This window comes from Corynebacterium aurimucosum ATCC 700975, from assembly GCF_000022905.1.
GTDB lineage: Bacteria > Actinomycetota > Actinomycetes > Mycobacteriales > Mycobacteriaceae > Corynebacterium > Corynebacterium aurimucosum_F.
The window spans coordinates 2,135,767-2,148,739 of record NC_012590.1; the positions used below are offsets into that span (position 1 = coordinate 2,135,767).

The 12,973-nt window shown below is 55.5% G+C and carries 26 protein-coding genes; all 26 read right to left on the bottom strand.

Annotated features, from left to right (window positions below; genetic code table 11):
- Positions 1-178 precede the first annotated feature (178 nt).
- Positions 179-361 (bottom strand): hypothetical protein, encoded by a 183-nt coding sequence (locus CAURI_RS10090; protein ID WP_010191094.1) that lies wholly within the window; start codon positions 359-361, stop codon positions 179-181.
- The gene (locus CAURI_RS10095) at positions 358-702 is read right to left on the bottom strand and encodes a hypothetical protein (protein WP_010191095.1); all 345 of its coding nucleotides are present in this window, start codon (positions 700-702) and stop codon (positions 358-360) included. Before CAURI_RS10095 ends, CAURI_RS10090 begins: the two co-directional genes overlap by 4 nt.
- Positions 696-1,448 (bottom strand): HNH endonuclease, encoded by a 753-nt coding sequence (locus CAURI_RS14300; protein WP_080550393.1) that lies wholly within the window; start codon positions 1,446-1,448, stop codon positions 696-698. Before CAURI_RS14300 ends, CAURI_RS10095 begins: the two co-directional genes overlap by 7 nt.
- A complete protein-coding gene (locus CAURI_RS10105; RefSeq protein WP_012715229.1) occupies positions 1,441-1,659 on the bottom strand; it encodes a hypothetical protein in 219 nt (72 codons plus the stop codon). Before CAURI_RS10105 ends, CAURI_RS14300 begins: the two co-directional genes overlap by 8 nt.
- Before the next feature lie 2 nt (positions 1,660-1,661).
- On the bottom strand, positions 1,662-2,648 hold the full coding sequence (gene nrdF, locus CAURI_RS10110; RefSeq protein ID WP_010191097.1) for a class 1b ribonucleoside-diphosphate reductase subunit beta: 987 nt from the start codon (positions 2,646-2,648) through the stop codon (positions 1,662-1,664).
- An 11-nt stretch (positions 2,649-2,659) separates the two neighbouring features.
- A complete protein-coding gene (gene dut, locus CAURI_RS10115) occupies positions 2,660-3,220 on the bottom strand; it encodes a dUTP diphosphatase (protein WP_010191098.1) in 561 nt (186 codons plus the stop codon).
- 514 nt (positions 3,221-3,734) lie between these two features.
- Positions 3,735-4,097, bottom strand: coding sequence for a RusA family crossover junction endodeoxyribonuclease (locus CAURI_RS10120; RefSeq protein ID WP_100067451.1), 363 nt, complete (start codon positions 4,095-4,097; stop codon positions 3,735-3,737).
- A gap of 229 nt (positions 4,098-4,326) precedes the next feature.
- The gene (locus CAURI_RS10125) at positions 4,327-4,596 is read right to left on the bottom strand and encodes a hypothetical protein (RefSeq protein ID WP_010191101.1); all 270 of its coding nucleotides are present in this window, start codon (positions 4,594-4,596) and stop codon (positions 4,327-4,329) included.
- A 97-nt stretch (positions 4,597-4,693) separates the two neighbouring features.
- Positions 4,694-5,479, bottom strand: coding sequence for a DNA-methyltransferase (locus CAURI_RS10130; protein WP_010191104.1), 786 nt, complete (start codon positions 5,477-5,479; stop codon positions 4,694-4,696).
- A 2-nt stretch (positions 5,480-5,481) separates the two neighbouring features.
- Complete coding sequence (locus CAURI_RS14305; RefSeq protein ID WP_010191106.1) at positions 5,482-5,790, bottom strand: WhiB family transcriptional regulator; 309 nt, start codon at positions 5,788-5,790, stop codon at positions 5,482-5,484.
- Positions 5,787-5,966, bottom strand: a complete 180-nt coding sequence (locus CAURI_RS10140) for a hypothetical protein (protein ID WP_010191107.1) — start codon at positions 5,964-5,966, stop codon at positions 5,787-5,789. Before CAURI_RS10140 ends, CAURI_RS14305 begins: the two co-directional genes overlap by 4 nt.
- An 84-nt stretch (positions 5,967-6,050) precedes the next feature.
- On the bottom strand, positions 6,051-6,278 hold the full coding sequence (locus tag CAURI_RS10145; RefSeq protein ID WP_010191108.1) for a hypothetical protein: 228 nt from the start codon (positions 6,276-6,278) through the stop codon (positions 6,051-6,053).
- A gap of 312 nt (positions 6,279-6,590) precedes the next feature.
- A complete protein-coding gene (locus CAURI_RS10155) occupies positions 6,591-7,037 on the bottom strand; it encodes a hypothetical protein (RefSeq protein ID WP_012715232.1) in 447 nt (148 codons plus the stop codon).
- A gap of 208 nt (positions 7,038-7,245) precedes the next feature.
- The gene (locus CAURI_RS10165; RefSeq protein ID WP_010189053.1) at positions 7,246-7,476 is read right to left on the bottom strand and encodes a hypothetical protein; all 231 of its coding nucleotides are present in this window, start codon (positions 7,474-7,476) and stop codon (positions 7,246-7,248) included.
- The gene (locus CAURI_RS10170) at positions 7,473-7,829 is read right to left on the bottom strand and encodes a hypothetical protein (protein WP_012715233.1); all 357 of its coding nucleotides are present in this window, start codon (positions 7,827-7,829) and stop codon (positions 7,473-7,475) included. Before CAURI_RS10170 ends, CAURI_RS10165 begins: the two co-directional genes overlap by 4 nt.
- Positions 7,826-8,470: an NUMOD4 domain-containing protein gene (locus CAURI_RS13655; protein ID WP_010189057.1), complete on the bottom strand. Its 645-nt coding sequence runs from the start codon at positions 8,468-8,470 to the stop codon at positions 7,826-7,828. The genes CAURI_RS10170 and CAURI_RS13655 overlap by 4 nt, the downstream gene beginning before the upstream one ends.
- A gap of 234 nt (positions 8,471-8,704) precedes the next feature.
- Positions 8,705-9,028: a hypothetical protein gene (locus CAURI_RS10180; RefSeq protein ID WP_010189059.1), complete on the bottom strand. Its 324-nt coding sequence runs from the start codon at positions 9,026-9,028 to the stop codon at positions 8,705-8,707.
- On the bottom strand, positions 9,021-9,419 hold the full coding sequence (locus CAURI_RS10185) for a hypothetical protein (RefSeq protein ID WP_010189061.1): 399 nt from the start codon (positions 9,417-9,419) through the stop codon (positions 9,021-9,023). The genes CAURI_RS10180 and CAURI_RS10185 overlap by 8 nt, the downstream gene beginning before the upstream one ends.
- On the bottom strand, positions 9,412-9,807 hold the full coding sequence (locus CAURI_RS10190) for a hypothetical protein (protein WP_010189063.1): 396 nt from the start codon (positions 9,805-9,807) through the stop codon (positions 9,412-9,414). Before CAURI_RS10190 ends, CAURI_RS10185 begins: the two co-directional genes overlap by 8 nt.
- A gap of 73 nt (positions 9,808-9,880) precedes the next feature.
- On the bottom strand, positions 9,881-10,525 hold the full coding sequence (locus CAURI_RS10195) for a hypothetical protein (RefSeq protein WP_012715235.1): 645 nt from the start codon (positions 10,523-10,525) through the stop codon (positions 9,881-9,883).
- Positions 10,526-10,574: 49 nt separating this feature from the next.
- Positions 10,575-10,865 (bottom strand): hypothetical protein, encoded by a 291-nt coding sequence (locus CAURI_RS10200; protein ID WP_010191112.1) that lies wholly within the window; start codon positions 10,863-10,865, stop codon positions 10,575-10,577.
- A gap of 92 nt (positions 10,866-10,957) precedes the next feature.
- Entirely contained in the window at positions 10,958-11,239 is a 282-nt protein-coding gene (locus CAURI_RS10205; protein WP_010191113.1) for a hypothetical protein, read from the bottom strand.
- 9 nt (positions 11,240-11,248) lie between these two features.
- Positions 11,249-11,473, bottom strand: coding sequence for a hypothetical protein (locus CAURI_RS10210; protein WP_010191115.1), 225 nt, complete (start codon positions 11,471-11,473; stop codon positions 11,249-11,251).
- Entirely contained in the window at positions 11,473-11,940 is a 468-nt protein-coding gene (locus tag CAURI_RS10215; RefSeq protein WP_010191118.1) for a single-stranded DNA-binding protein, read from the bottom strand. Before CAURI_RS10215 ends, CAURI_RS10210 begins: the two co-directional genes overlap by 1 nt.
- A complete protein-coding gene (locus tag CAURI_RS10220; RefSeq protein ID WP_010191119.1) occupies positions 11,940-12,182 on the bottom strand; it encodes a hypothetical protein in 243 nt (80 codons plus the stop codon). The genes CAURI_RS10215 and CAURI_RS10220 overlap by 1 nt, the downstream gene beginning before the upstream one ends.
- Positions 12,183-12,893, bottom strand: a complete 711-nt coding sequence (thyX, locus tag CAURI_RS10225; protein WP_010191122.1) for an FAD-dependent thymidylate synthase — start codon at positions 12,891-12,893, stop codon at positions 12,183-12,185.
- Positions 12,894-12,973 lie beyond the last annotated feature (80 nt).

The following is a 12,973-nucleotide window of genomic DNA, read 5'->3' on the forward strand; positions in this document are numbered from 1 at the left end:
CAGGCATTCTCCCACCACCTGTAGGGCTTCGATGTGGTGTGCCAGCATCCGCATTCGCAGTGGTAGATACGGATGGGCATGTGCTTTCCACGGCCTTCGCGCCATTCCCTCCAGAGTGCGTTCTTGGCGTGGGATTTGCACGGGTAGGCTTTCTTTCTTGGTGTTGGACAGGTGGTCATTAGTACCGCCATGTCATGCCGAAGCCACGGGGCTTACGCCTACCACCACGCTTAGCCCGCTTGTGCGCCGGTGGTTCCTCTTGGGCATCATCCTGTAGCGAGGCCTCCATCATGGCTATTTCAGCGTCGATACGATTCTTCATGGATGGGTGGTTCCACTTCGAGCGCTCAAAATCGTTCATGATTCCTCCCCAATGGTTTCGATGATGTAGTTGTCCCCGGCTGTGTGGACGTTGATGCTGCCGGTTTCTTGCAGTGAGGTGGTGACCTGGTAGCCCATGTGGGCCAGTGGTCTTAGTACTCGGTTGTTCGCAAACAAGGCTTTCGACACAGTGAGCATCCCGTTAATCGTGGTGATAGCAACGGCGAAAAATACTGTGTCCAGCGCATCCCCCAGCGACTCCCATGATGGGTGTAACGCGGCCTCAACACAGTCCACTAGGGCGAGCAGGAATAAGCCGACGATGCTGAGCTTGATTAGCAGATTGAAGTCCGCCCAAATGATGCGGATGGCGGTTAGCATTCCCCACCACCTAGCCGGGTGATTTCCCTGTCGATGTACCAGCGGGCCTTACGAATCTTCCATTCCATCACCGTTGAAGAATTCTTAGAAAGATTGCAGTTACGGCAGCTAGGGACAAGATTGCCAACACCATTAGCGCCTCCACGTGCCAGAGGAACCACATGATCCCACTGAAGTGAGTTGCCCTCTTTCCGTCCCCACTTCCCTAGTTTCACGCTGCAATACGCACAGCACCCTCTATATAGGTGGAGTAGCTTTCTGTGGTCTTTGGTGGAAATCCTGAAGTTGACAGCTGCACGCCTACGGGAACGTGTCAAAGCCACAATTTCAGGATGCTCTGCCTGATATTTGATAGCAGCCTTTACCCGTTCCTCTCGGTTCAACAAGTAGTTTTCCCTATTCCTAATTCTCATTTCATCCCGATTGGCCTGGTACTTTTCCTTACGGCTCGCTTTGATTTTTTCCTGATTATTCTTGCGATACTCCCTAGCCGAAGTAAGCTTTTGTTCCCTGTGGCGCAGATAGTTATTTCTGTCCAGGCATTTCGTACTACAAAACTTGGTGTGATTAGAACGGGATTGATAAGACGAACCGCAATACGCACAAGTACGGTCTCTCAATGGATTTGCCCTACGTGGCTTCTTGATGGGAGACCCAGTGCGATAGTTCCGCTGGTAATGGCGCTGACAAAAGCCTTTCGCTTCATGAGGGGACTCGCATCCATCAATAGAGCAGACTCTAGACATCTTTGCTTACCCTCTTTATCTCACGTTCGATGAAGTATTTTGCTTTTTGGAGGTCTTGCAGGACTTCTCCTTTGTTTCCTCCATCAATTCGAGTGGAACGCGCAATGTATTTCAGAGCTTGCGCTCCGTTGCCGCTCAGGTGTTCTGCAATATCGACTGGCTGTGCACCATTACTAAACCCCTGGTAGTGGGTTGGGTTGATAGCATCCACGGCTACCACGCCCAATCTTCATCGGTAGTATCCTCCGCCGTACCAATCACATAAGACGAACCAGAACCAGAAAAGAAATCATGGTTCTCATCCGCTCCAGGGTTAAGTGAGGTCATCACCCCAGGGTTGAATCGGCACATGTCCTGCGGGTAGATACCGTCATATCCCAGGTTATTGAGCGCCTTGTTTGCGTTGTAGCGCAGGAATGCGAGTACATCCTCTGTCCAGCCCAGCGGGTCATACAGGTCGCGGGTGTAGTGTTCCTCGTTATCCATGAGGTCTAGGAGCAGGTCGATAACCTTGGACTGGAGTTCTGCCTGTTGTGCTTGGTCTAGGTGTTTGACCTGCTGCTGGTACTTGTATCCGATGTAGTAGCCGTGGACAGCCTCATCGCGGATGATTAGGCGGATGATGTCGGCGGTGTTGGTTAGCTTAGAGTGCGCCGCCATACGCAACGGCAGGTAGAAGCCACTGTAAAAGAGGAAGGATTCTAGCAGGGTGGATGCGGCTTTCCGCATGGGCGAGTTGCCGCGCTTGTAGAAGTCGAGGACGCGGTGGGCCTTGTACTGTAGGCGTTCGCTCTGCCTTCCCCAGTTGAATGCGTGGTTGATGGTGGGGGTGTCCGCCAGCGTCATGAAGATATTGGAGTAGGACTTAGCGTGTACGGATTCCATGAAGGCGATGTTTGTGTACACGGCTTCTTCGTGTGGGGTCGCTGCGTCTGGCAGGATGCTTAGTGCGCCTACGGTGCCTTGCATGGTGTCAAGCATGGTTAGGCCGGTGAAGACTTGCATGGTGGCCCATTGCTCCGCCTCGTCCATGATTTTCCAGGTGGGAATATCGTTGGATACGGGCACCTTCTCAGGCAACCAGAAGTTACTGGTGAGCCTGTCCCATACGTCTTTGTCTACTTGGTCGGTGATTTCGTTCCAGTTGATGGGGTCGATGGTGTCTTGTGGTGTGGCATGGTTGGGTGTTGCGAGGTTCATGGTGTCTTTCTTTATTTGGTGCCGGTGGAGCCGTGGCCTTTAGTGCCGCGCTGTGTGGTGCCGGTGAGGTTCTTGACGGGGTTGAAGCAGGTCGAGGTGACGGGCTGGATTAGTAGCTGTGCGATGCGCGCACCCTGGTTTAAGCGGATAGCTTTATCCCCGTGATTGATGAGATTGACGTAGAGGGTGCCTTGGTAGCCCGCGTCAATGAGGCCCGGCGCGTTGTTTACGGTGACGCCTAGCTTGTGGGCATTCCCTGAACGGGGTAGGACTAGGACGCAGTAGCCGGTGGGGATTCCTAGTTTGATTCCGGTGGATACTAGGGCGCGCTCCCCTGGTTTTAGGTGTACGTCTTCGGCGGCGCGAACGTCCCATCCTGCGTCATCTGTGTGTGCACGGGCCGGGCGGTACGCTGCTTCGCCTTCTACTTCGATGCGTAGGGGCCGGTTAGAAGAGGGATTGTTGTGTTTTGCGTCCTGGTGCTGCTTGCTCACGATGATGACCAGGGCGGTTGCGAGGCCCAGGGCCAGCAGGATGATGACGGCCAGGCCCATTGCTTCTAGTGCGTGCATGTCGTTTTTCTTTCCATGTGAATACGGTGGTGTTTTTTGGCTGGGTGGATTGCCAGTCTTTTTGTCGGCGGCGGCGTGCGTCGCAGATTCGGCAGTAGCCGTGTGCCGCGTGGGTTAGTGGTTGGTCTTCGAGTGGCTTGTCCTTTATTCGTGGGGCCATGGGTTTGCCGCACCCTTTGCAGGTTGTGGGTGGTGTGAAGCGTTTTTGGGCACCCGTGTGTGGTGGGGTGACACCCGCGATGGCGGCGAGTTGATTGGCGGTGTTTTGGTCACCTGTGCACCACACCCCGGCTTGGATGACCCCTGTTGCTGGTTGGTGGTGTGCTTTGTCGAGACTGTCACCTGCTGTGAGTGCATCGAGGGCGCACTGTTTGCGGATTGGGCAGTAGGTGCAGGCTTCCATAGCGTCAATAGTGCTGGGGTCTACTGGCTGCGGGTTGGTGAAGACTGGGTGACCATGGCAGGGTGGTTTAGTTTGCTTCACATGTTGTTACCTTACACAACATTTGTTGTATTAGGCAACATCGACGGTGAGCCACATGCGGCCCGGCTCGCCCTTCACTGCGGGGTGGATGGTGGGCATCATTTTGATCATGTAGTCCGGCGTGTCGTCGGGCACTACCCCTGCGTCTACGATGCCGTCACATAGCGCTTTGAGTGTGGGGACTAGATTATCCGCATCTCTGCGCCGGTTGTCACGAGGCTGGTAGTGGAGTTGTACGGTGAGGTGTTTGGCACGGGGGATGCGTGCGGCGCGGCAGCGGATGAAGGCTTCGGTTCGGATTGCTTTCGTGATTTTTGCTTTCTTGGCCCAGTGGAGGCGCTGGTTCATGTTGAGGGGTGGTTTGGTGAATGTGAGTGGGATCGTGAACATCATTTGTTGCATGGTGTGACAGTGTTGAGTAGTGTTGTGCCTTGTAAGTGCTGTTTCCCCAACTTGGCTCTTACACTCTCCACCTTTTTCTGTGGCTCAGCCCCATCATTGATTGCCTTCCCAATGGTGGGGCTTCTTCATGCGCGTTGGAATAGGTGGGTGAGTGCTGTGGCGGCGGCTTGGGGCGCACCCATTCCTAGGCCGCTGTAGCCCGCAAACATGCCGCCTATCCTCACGATTCCTCGTACCAAAGTTCAAAGACGACCCACATAGGTAGCGGGTGAGTCGGTTCGCCCCAGTTGTCGTGCTGGTAGGCCTGTCGGCAGCGGCGGAAGAGTCCCGGTTCCGGTTCCTCGAATTGGAGGTGTTCGGGTTCGGGCCGGTCACGGCGTGCTTGGGTGCAGGATTCTACGGTGCCGTCCACCTTGACGCGCTGCACCTCCCCAGCGCGGGGCTTATACGGCACCATGATGGTGGTGGTTCGGGTGCAGAGGATGGTCATGACAGCGCCTTCAATACCCACAGCAGGATGTAGATGGGGTGATTCGGGTCTGCGATGCCACCATCCGGGGTGTAAGCAGCGGCGGATAGCAGGTTGATTAGAGTGTTAAGCATTCTTCCTCCATAGAAGATTCCCAAAGGTTGAGTGATGGTGTGACAGCCGGGCGCATCTGCCGTTCGAATGCGCGGCAAAAATCTTTCTTGATTTCGAATCCGTAGCCGCGCCGCCCTAGGTTTTCCGCCGCCACCAATGTGGAACCACTACCCGCACACGGGTCAATGACTACATCACCGGGGTCTGTGAACAGTTCAATGAGGCGTTCGATGAGCGCTACAGGCTTTTGCGTCGGGTGCACTTTCGGAATGTGCTTGCCGTCTTTTGCCCAGTCCTGAACGTTCATGATCATGTGGCCGTGATTGTTGAACTTCGGCAGCTTGTCGCGGTAGAGGATGAGGGCATATTCAGCATTGCCCACTACCCGCATGTTGGCTTTAAGCACCTGCGGCGAGGTGGGTTTACGGAACACTAAGTTGATGTAGTTCTTGAAGCCGTAGCGCTTGGCTTCCTCAATCAGTGGTATTTGCTGTTCGAAGCTACAGAACACGATCATGCAAGGTGCTTGCCCTTTGGCTTTCGGTTCCGGGCGGAGCATCTTACTGGCGAAGTGCATGAATTCGGGGACGCGGAAGTCTTTGTCTGTGTCGAAGAATTGCTTGCCTGCTAGTTCAGATTCGCCGTTCTTGTTGTCGCCACCGATGTACCAGGCGGGGCTAGAGCCGTAAGCATTAGTGCCTAGCGAATACGGAATATCAGCGACAAGCAACTGAGCTTTAGGAAAGTTATACCGTTTAAAATTCTGGAAGTGGTCGTTAATCAGTTCCATGGTTACGCCCCTTCCGCTACTGCGTCATACAGTTGGCTGTAGACGGTTTCACGTTCGTATCGCATGGCGGCGGTGTCTTCTGGTATCCATACTCCGGCGCGTACTACTCCACTGTCTTCGTGTTGTAGTGCGTCGTAGGCGCATTGTGGTTTGACGGGGCAGTGTTGGCAGAGTTGGCGGGCTGTGGCTTGCTTATCGCGCTGCCCAGTGAGTACGTAGTTGTTGAGGGGTTGGCCTGCGCATTGGGCTTTCTCCCACCAGCGGTTCATGTTCAGCATGGTGGGATTGTGGGTGAGGATTGCCGTTGTCATGCTGCGTCCCCTGCCATGCGCTTTTCGTTCTCGATGGCGGTCATGAGGATTTCCTGTGCTTCCTCGTAGCTGCGCCCCTGTTCGATGTAGGGCATGAGGTAGCAGAGGATGAATCGTAGCTGTTGAGCGTCGAGGTCAGCGGTTTCACGCATGACGGTGCGACCGTGCAGTTTCATGGGTTTCCTTCCTGGTTGGGTGGGTGTTTCCGATGGCAGTCGGTGCGCGTGATTGGGGGAATGCGCGCCCCTCCCCTTTTGGGCTTAGAAGACGTTGCGGATTACTTCGTCTAGCTGGTCTTTGGATTCGCAGGGCGTGTAGGTGATTTCTGCATCGCCGTTTACGAATCGTGTGATGACTGCTGTGTTATTCCAGTCGTTATAGATGACGGTTCCTGCTACTTTTCCGTCCGCCGTGATGGTGCGTGCATCATCGGCCGGGACGGTGCCCTCATTGGTCACCTTGTAGCTGGGGTGGATTTCGTAGTTCATGATGTTGCCTTCCTTGTGAACTTCTTGCTTGCATAACAAATGTTACCCCATGATGTTGCATCACGCAACTTCATTACACAACAAAAAGACCCACCACCAGTAACTAGTGGTAGGGCCGTGTTTATTCCTCCCCTCGGATTGCGACTTTTCGCCAGTATCCGATTAACCAATCCATGTTGAGGGTGCCGTTTCCAGCCATTGTGTAAAGCGGTTCTGGGGTGCTGGCACCGTGGGTTTTGAACACGTCGAGGTCGGATTGTTGGACTCTGCCGCGTGCCCATGCGGAGTTCATCGTTTTGAGAAAGGTGGCGCTCATGCTTGCTCCCAGCTGCCTACCCAGCGGCGGGCTTTGCCCTCACCCTCACCAAACTTATCTAGCTTCACCTCAATACCGTTAGGCGGAGCATCGTAGTAGCTCATGCCACCCTCTGACAGTCCCTCGATGCTTACCGCGTCCTTGAGAATCCAGGGGTCTGGATCATCGTAGGAAACAAACACATGACCGTCCTCCCACTCGCCGGGAACCGGCTGTCCGTCTGGTGCCCAGGCTCTAGGGAGGTCTAGGCGTGGGGTGAGGTTCTCGGGGATGGTGAGGGTGCCTAGCTGGCCTTCGTGGATTAGCTCACAGAATCCTTTATGGTTTGGGCTGTCGCCTACGTAGATTGCGAGGTTGGTGCGCTCGTCGGGGTCCGGGAAGTCACACCACATTCCTCGGCACTGTGCTCTTTCTTCGGGTGTGAGGTCTGCGAGAGTAGTCATGCTTGTCCCTTGATGCGGTCGTAGATGGGTGTAGCTTCGGGGAGTTGGTGGCTGTCGCCGTCGAGTTGAACACTGTCCGCGTAGACAGCGAGGTGCACGCGGTGGAGGTTAGGGCTGAGGGTTTCGACTCTTGGGGCTTCGTCACTGTGTATAAGTGGGATACCGTCGAGGGTGACGCCGCGTGGGCTGACACGGATCTTGTGGGGCCTCATGCTTTCTCCCATGGGCCTGTGAGTCTGCGTGCGCGGGTTGCGTGGCCTCCTAGGTCTGGGCCTTTTTCTGTGGGTTCGTCCACGGTGTAGAAGCGGGGTGGCCGGTAGTCCACTTCTTGGTAGTCCATCGCGGCGATGGTCTCCAATGCCTGCTGCGCGATGTAAGGCGGGATGATTGGTGGGCGTGTACCGTCCCCTAGCCAGTAGCGTGCGTCTTCCGGTGTCATTCCTCCCCCTCCTTGTGCTTGGATGCTGCGAGTATCGTCCGTCCAATGGTGTCTGCCTCTGCTTCGTTGAGGACTAGGCGGAAGGACTTTTCTTGGCAGTCGTGGCCGAAGATGACGATGTGCTCCCTCATGCGGCGAATGTCGCCTATCGGCCCGGGTAGGTACCAGACTGCGCCGCCTGAGCCCATGCCCCTAGACGGCTTATGCAAATCCTCTGCCAGTAGCCCCGCCTCAGCGAGTTCATTAGCTATGCGGTAATGCGCGGGGACTTCTTCATCCTGCTTATTGTTTTCCCGCATCGCTATCAGGGCTGCGTGCCCCTTGTTGTTAATCCTGAATCCTTTAATGGTCATGCTTCCTCCTTTGCGTATTGGGCTGCTGCGAGTAGATCTGCAAGATAGATCTTCGTTTTCGTGCCGTTAATGATGTCTTGGTACTTCAAGTCGGCCAGTTGCTTGAAAATAACCTTGTACTGTTTACGTCCTTGAATGGCCCCATGCGCACGCTGGCAGGCTAAGCAACGACGCTTGCCGTGCCTGTTTAATTGGCCAGGGTCTAGATTTCGTCCGCTAAGTGGGTGGCCCACAGGGCAACTTGTTTTCCTGGCTTCAACATGGGTGCCGTGCTTGATTTCATCTGCAATATTTCCGGCGTATGTGTCCCACCGAAGATTTGATAAATGATTGTGAGACGGGTTGCCATCATTGTGGCAGCAAACCTCTCCTACTTTTTCATTCCTAACAAAAGCACGTAGAACTAACTGATGAACAAAAAAGCTCTTTTTATTTCCGTCTTTGGAAAGTGAAACCTTTTCGTAGCCGTCGCGGTTAGTGTAAGGAACTAGTGTTCTTCCAGGAATTGGGCGCGGGCCACGAACGGTATCAACAATTGCCGGTATTCGTTTGACTTTCCCGGTATCTGAAACTTCATACAGGCCCTCGTATCCGGGGATCGGTCGCCATTCTTCGGGTTGGGTATAGGTATGCTGGAGCATAGCCCTTTTCACGCTCCTATCGTGATTTTGGGTTAGGCCCTCGCGTGGTGTTGGTAGCACCTGCGGGGGCTGGCTTATTGTTGCCATTATACCAGTTCACTGCCGGTTTTTCTTCTGGCATGAGTAGCCCCGCGTTGGCGAGTGCTTCTACCGCATCTGTGGGGTGGATGCGTAGGTCTCCGGGCCGTCGGGCGGCTTCGAGTATATGGAGGGCTTGGTCAAAATTGGTCATGCTTATTCCTGATTCTCTGCGTAGTTTTCTGCGGCGTGGAGTGCTTGGCGTATGGTGCGGGCTTGCGCGAGGGTGAGCGACTCGCCAGGGTCGTAGTAGCACCGTATTTTGACGTCGCTGCTGCCGGATTGTGCCTCCACCGTGAATCTGTGCGTGGCATCCCATACGGGGTATTCATGCTCGACCCCTTTGACGACGAATGACGGTTCGAGTAGGTCTTCAGCTAGTAGCCCGAATTTGTCTAGCAGGGTGGCGATTTGGTCTGGGGCGTAGCCGCGTTTGATGCCGAATTTGATTGCTTTGGCGGCTCTGCTGTGCTTACTCATCTTGTGCGTCCTTGTGGTTGCAGGCGGCGAGGATTGCGTAGGCAGTCTCACGCCCCTTGGTGGTGGTGGAGAAGCGGAGTTCAGCCCAATCGGGCATCAATGCGTCCGGCTCATTGTCATCATTCGTCTCATCATGGATGACATGAATAATGCCGCCCTCCACGGAGACGTAGCCGTCGTCCATGTGCCATTCATGCTCCCCCGTATCCGGGTAGATGCACGGCTCCGGCGGGCCTGGGGTGAGTAGCCCGTAGTCGGCCAGATGCCTTGCGATACGTGCGGGGCTGTCCCCGTTTTTCATGCCGTGAGTAATGATGTGCGCGGCTTGGGCCATTTTGTCGGCTCCAGCGGCGATGTGCGCTAGGGAGCGGTGAAGCTTGTCTTTATCCATCGTGGTCTCCTAGGATGCGGCTAATTTCGTCTTCCGCGTAGTTGTCCTCAAGCTGTATGCCGTCGAGCGGGTCTGTTGATAGTTCCACTTTTCCGTAGTGCTCGCTTCTCTTTTTGAGCTGGTCTCGGAGTTCCCGCAATTCCTCACGCATCCGTAGGACTTCCTGCGCGAGTTGTGGGGCGAGGGCGGCGAGCTTGAAGTTCGCATATTCCTCTTCCGCTGGCGGCTCGCGCCCCACGTCATACATGCTGTTATGGCCCATGTGGAGTGCTAGCCAGTGCTCGTCCCACCCCTCGGGAACGCCTGCCGCGCCAACTTCGGCGCGCCACGGGCCGGGCGTAGCCTCAGCGAGTAGGCGCTTCAGATTAGCGGTGCTCAGGTCAGTCATCCTGCACCTCTGTGAGGGTGTAGCGCTTGCCAGTCGGGGTGAGGTCTTCGCGGGCTGCAATGTATACCTCGCCTTAGACTGCGCAGCGGATAGACCCAAATCTATCGTGGTAAATCATGACCATTTTGCCCCAGCTCACGTGCTCCGCCTCTGCGAGGTAGTGCTTATCGTCGTCCCATTCCTCCTCGGCCATTGTGGGTTGTGGCTTCGGTGGCAGGGCGCGAAGTACCAATTCCTGCAATTCTTCCGCCTGCTCGCTGCTATGAATACAGGTATCGGTTAGCGTTTCTAGCGCTTCGTACGCGGTGATGATTTCTTGGCGGGTTGGTTGGGTCATGGTGTGTGTATCCTTTGCTTGGTCTGCTAGTTTGCGGGTTTCTGCTTCGACTTCCTCCCACGTCCAGATATGCGGGGCGTGGCCGAGGATGTTCAGAGAGTCCCCTGTTAGGCAGGCGCGCTCAGCACCGGGGTGGTGTCCGTCGCCGAAATGACTGGTGTCGAAGCCGATCACTAGGTCTGCCTCGTATGTGATTCCGCCGTGAACTTCGATGTCGGGGTGCACCTCAAGCGTGTCGGGGTAATCAAGCCACGGGTGATTTTCTGGCAGTTCGATGTATCCGTTGATGCTGAATGGCCCCAGTTGTGTCATGCAGTTGATGCCCCGATGGGTGAAGTGCCGGTCAGTGCCGTTGGCGATACAGGCGAAAGGGTTGGTCATTGATTGTCCTTGGTCGGTTGTGTGCCCCACTATCAGGCGGGGCTGGGTGTTAGGCGGCGAAGGGGCAGACTCCAGTCCAGCTGGTTTCTACGTCTTCCCAGTAGGCGATTTCGAAGTCCACCTTGGTCTTGAGGGCGGCTTCCAACGCTTCGGGGGCATTGGCCCAGTAGCGGTCATCCACCACAGCGGATACAAGGTCATCGTCCGCGTCATTCGGGTCGAGCTGCACGATGACGGGGTGGGTGGTGTCCGGGCCTTCTTCGTGGATGATGGTGAGGATGGCCTCTACTTCGGTGTAGTCATCCTGGTGCTGGGTGTAGTAGGGGTATGGGAGGCTCATGTTGTTTCCTTTTGGTTGGGTGGTGCGGGGTGGCAGCCCCGCCTTACACAACAAATGTTACCCCATATTGTTGTGTCGCGCAACTCGAAAGGTTAGATGGCGGCGTACGCCTTCACAGCATTGCTCGCGATATACGAATTGGTGCGGCTTTGACGCATGGAGAGTTCTACGTACTCATCATTGTTCTTGGCGAGGTTGCAGACGGTGGTTTTGGTTTCGTCGATGTCGATGACGTTGAAGCGGGTGCCGTTCGCAAAGCTGCCGTTTGCGGATGCGTAGCCGCTGTCAGTGTTGGTGAATTTGGTTTTCACGCTGGTGCTAATGCCTTTGGCGATGCTGTTGACGATGGATTCCACGTTAGAAAGTGATGCCATGTTGTGCTCCTAATTGTCGGTTCCTACGTACTTTGCATATAGGTGACCGTTGCGCATTTGTGCTTTGAAACCGTTGCCAAACATCACACCCTTGTTGATGCGGGTGCGGTACATGCTGAGGGTTCCGGCTTTGAGTTCGCGTTGTTTGGGGAAGGGTAACCACCCGGCGTTAGGGTCTGTGTCTTGCCGGTTGATGAGGTTCTTCTTGAATAGGTCGTACTTGTAGTTACTCATTAGAACGGCGGGTTTCCTTCCTGCGCGCCTAGGCCTTGCTGAACGTTCTGCTGGGCTTGCTGGGCTGTGGGCTGTGAAGACCAGGCGTTACCCGTATTGGGTTCAGGCCACGCACTGCCCTGCTGCTGGTTGTCCGCATACGGCACGGGCAGGCTCACAGTACCTAGGATTGACCAGTCATCCTGTGGGCCTTTGTCGGATTGCCATTCAAAATGCTGGATGCGCCCGGTCACGTTTACGCGGTCGCCGGGGCGAATGTTGGCGAATACGTCTTTCGCTTCAAATCCGGTGACGGTGACCTTGATGAACTTGGTTGGGCCGTACTCGGTTCCCCCGGCTTTGTCTTTGCGGCTGGATGACCACATGACGGTCAGCGAGGCGTATTCGTTTCCGTTCTTGCTGGTGCGCATCTCCACGCCCTTATCAGTGACGCGGGCGCGGTTGATGGTGATGGTGTCGAATGCCACTAGTTGGTTTCCTCCAGGTGGTTGATTTGGGTTTGGCCGGTTTCGGTTTTTTCGATTAGGCCTGCGTCTTCTAGTTGGTTGTAGGTTTCGAGGCTGGTCATGCGGGTAATCTCTAAGAACTGGCTGGAGTTCATGACGCGGGTGTTGTGGGTGTCGCAGTGCGCACTGGCGAGTAGCCACGCGCCCCACGCTTCAGCGGTGAGGTTGGCGTACTTTTCGTTATTCAATGGCGTAATGTTCACTTACTTCTCCTTTGGGAAGATGATGGGTGAGACGGCGTGTAGCGCTTCGCGGGCGAGGCGCATGACTTGTTGCATTTCGGCATCCGCATCCGGCTGGGTGCGGCGGTCGATGACTTCACGCCAGGCGCGGAGGTTGCCGGTGACTACCATGCGGGTTTCGACACAGTTCGGGAGTAGGCCACGTGCCGCCTCATTCCGCTGCTTCTTCGGTAGGCCTTCTAGATCGTCACGGGCAATCATGTATGCGGTGATTGCTTCGTCTGCCGCGTTGGTGAAGTTGCGTAGCACGTATGGGTCTGTGCTGGCGCGTACGGATGGGTCTGCGCTGGCGCGGATTGCTGGGGGTAAGACGATGTTGATGTTGTCCGCGTCAATGAAACGCTGTGATTCCACACTAAAGCTCAGGTGGCGGTGGCGGGTGAGTTCAGCGAGGAAAGCACGGCTCACGCCGGTGAAGTAGAGGGTTGCGGTGGCGTGCTCAGCAATCGACCAGTGACCCTGAGTAAACAGGGTTCGGCGTAGGTAGTCCGCATCGTCATAGGTGTTGGCGTTCGGACGGTGAAAGCTGCGGTAGCAATTCCTGCCCGCCATGGTGAGTAGGGTTTCCGCATCGGTTGATGCGTCTTGAATCCCCATCCACTCCCCTACCGCTTTTTCGTCAATCTTGGTGTGTGCGAGTAGTTGGACGTTGGGCATTGCAAAGTTAGGCATTAGTGGTTCTCCGGGTTGAGGCGCTGGTGTTCGCGGGCGAGGCTGTTAACAGCGGTGAATATGGCAATGAGCGTGATTGA

What these genes read in the sequence shown, in the direction of transcription:
- CAURI_RS10090 (WP_010191094.1), bottom strand. Translation starts at nt 361, where the DNA reads ATGAACGATTTTGAGCGCTCGAAGTGGAACCACCCATCCATGAAGAAT.
- CAURI_RS10095 (WP_010191095.1), bottom strand. Translation starts at nt 702, where the DNA reads ATGCTAACCGCCATCCGCATCATTTGGGCGGACTTCAATCTGCTAATC.
- CAURI_RS14300 (WP_080550393.1), bottom strand. Translation starts at nt 1,448, where the DNA reads ATGTCTAGAGTCTGCTCTATTGATGGATGCGAGTCCCCTCATGAAGCG.
- nrdF (WP_010191097.1), bottom strand. Translation starts at nt 2,648, where the DNA reads ATGAACCTCGCAACACCCAACCATGCCACACCACAAGACACCATCGAC.
- dut (WP_010191098.1), bottom strand. Translation starts at nt 3,220, where the DNA reads ATGCACGCACTAGAAGCAATGGGCCTGGCCGTCATCATCCTGCTGGCC.
- CAURI_RS10120 (WP_100067451.1), bottom strand. Translation starts at nt 4,097, where the DNA reads ATGATGTTCACGATCCCACTCACATTCACCAAACCACCCCTCAACATG.
- CAURI_RS10125 (WP_010191101.1), bottom strand. Translation starts at nt 4,596, where the DNA reads ATGACCATCCTCTGCACCCGAACCACCACCATCATGGTGCCGTATAAG.
- CAURI_RS10130 (WP_010191104.1), bottom strand. Translation starts at nt 5,479, where the DNA reads ATGGAACTGATTAACGACCACTTCCAGAATTTTAAACGGTATAACTTT.
- CAURI_RS14305 (WP_010191106.1), bottom strand. Translation starts at nt 5,790, where the DNA reads ATGACAACGGCAATCCTCACCCACAATCCCACCATGCTGAACATGAAC.
- CAURI_RS10140 (WP_010191107.1), bottom strand. Translation starts at nt 5,966, where the DNA reads ATGAAACTGCACGGTCGCACCGTCATGCGTGAAACCGCTGACCTCGAC.
- CAURI_RS10145 (WP_010191108.1), bottom strand. Translation starts at nt 6,278, where the DNA reads ATGAACTACGAAATCCACCCCAGCTACAAGGTGACCAATGAGGGCACC.
- CAURI_RS10155 (WP_012715232.1), bottom strand. Translation starts at nt 7,037, where the DNA reads ATGACTACTCTCGCAGACCTCACACCCGAAGAAAGAGCACAGTGCCGA.
- CAURI_RS10165 (WP_010189053.1), bottom strand. Translation starts at nt 7,476, where the DNA reads ATGACACCGGAAGACGCACGCTACTGGCTAGGGGACGGTACACGCCCA.
- CAURI_RS10170 (WP_012715233.1), bottom strand. Translation starts at nt 7,829, where the DNA reads ATGACCATTAAAGGATTCAGGATTAACAACAAGGGGCACGCAGCCCTG.
- CAURI_RS13655 (WP_010189057.1), bottom strand. Translation starts at nt 8,470, where the DNA reads ATGCTCCAGCATACCTATACCCAACCCGAAGAATGGCGACCGATCCCC.
- CAURI_RS10180 (WP_010189059.1), bottom strand. Translation starts at nt 9,028, where the DNA reads ATGAGTAAGCACAGCAGAGCCGCCAAAGCAATCAAATTCGGCATCAAA.
- CAURI_RS10185 (WP_010189061.1), bottom strand. Translation starts at nt 9,419, where the DNA reads ATGGATAAAGACAAGCTTCACCGCTCCCTAGCGCACATCGCCGCTGGA.
- CAURI_RS10190 (WP_010189063.1), bottom strand. Translation starts at nt 9,807, where the DNA reads ATGACTGACCTGAGCACCGCTAATCTGAAGCGCCTACTCGCTGAGGCT.
- CAURI_RS10195 (WP_012715235.1), bottom strand. Translation starts at nt 10,525, where the DNA reads ATGACCAACCCTTTCGCCTGTATCGCCAACGGCACTGACCGGCACTTC.
- CAURI_RS10200 (WP_010191112.1), bottom strand. Translation starts at nt 10,865, where the DNA reads ATGAGCCTCCCATACCCCTACTACACCCAGCACCAGGATGACTACACC.
- CAURI_RS10205 (WP_010191113.1), bottom strand. Translation starts at nt 11,239, where the DNA reads ATGGCATCACTTTCTAACGTGGAATCCATCGTCAACAGCATCGCCAAA.
- CAURI_RS10210 (WP_010191115.1), bottom strand. Translation starts at nt 11,473, where the DNA reads ATGAGTAACTACAAGTACGACCTATTCAAGAAGAACCTCATCAACCGG.
- thyX (WP_010191122.1), bottom strand. Translation starts at nt 12,893, where the DNA reads ATGCCTAACTTTGCAATGCCCAACGTCCAACTACTCGCACACACCAAG.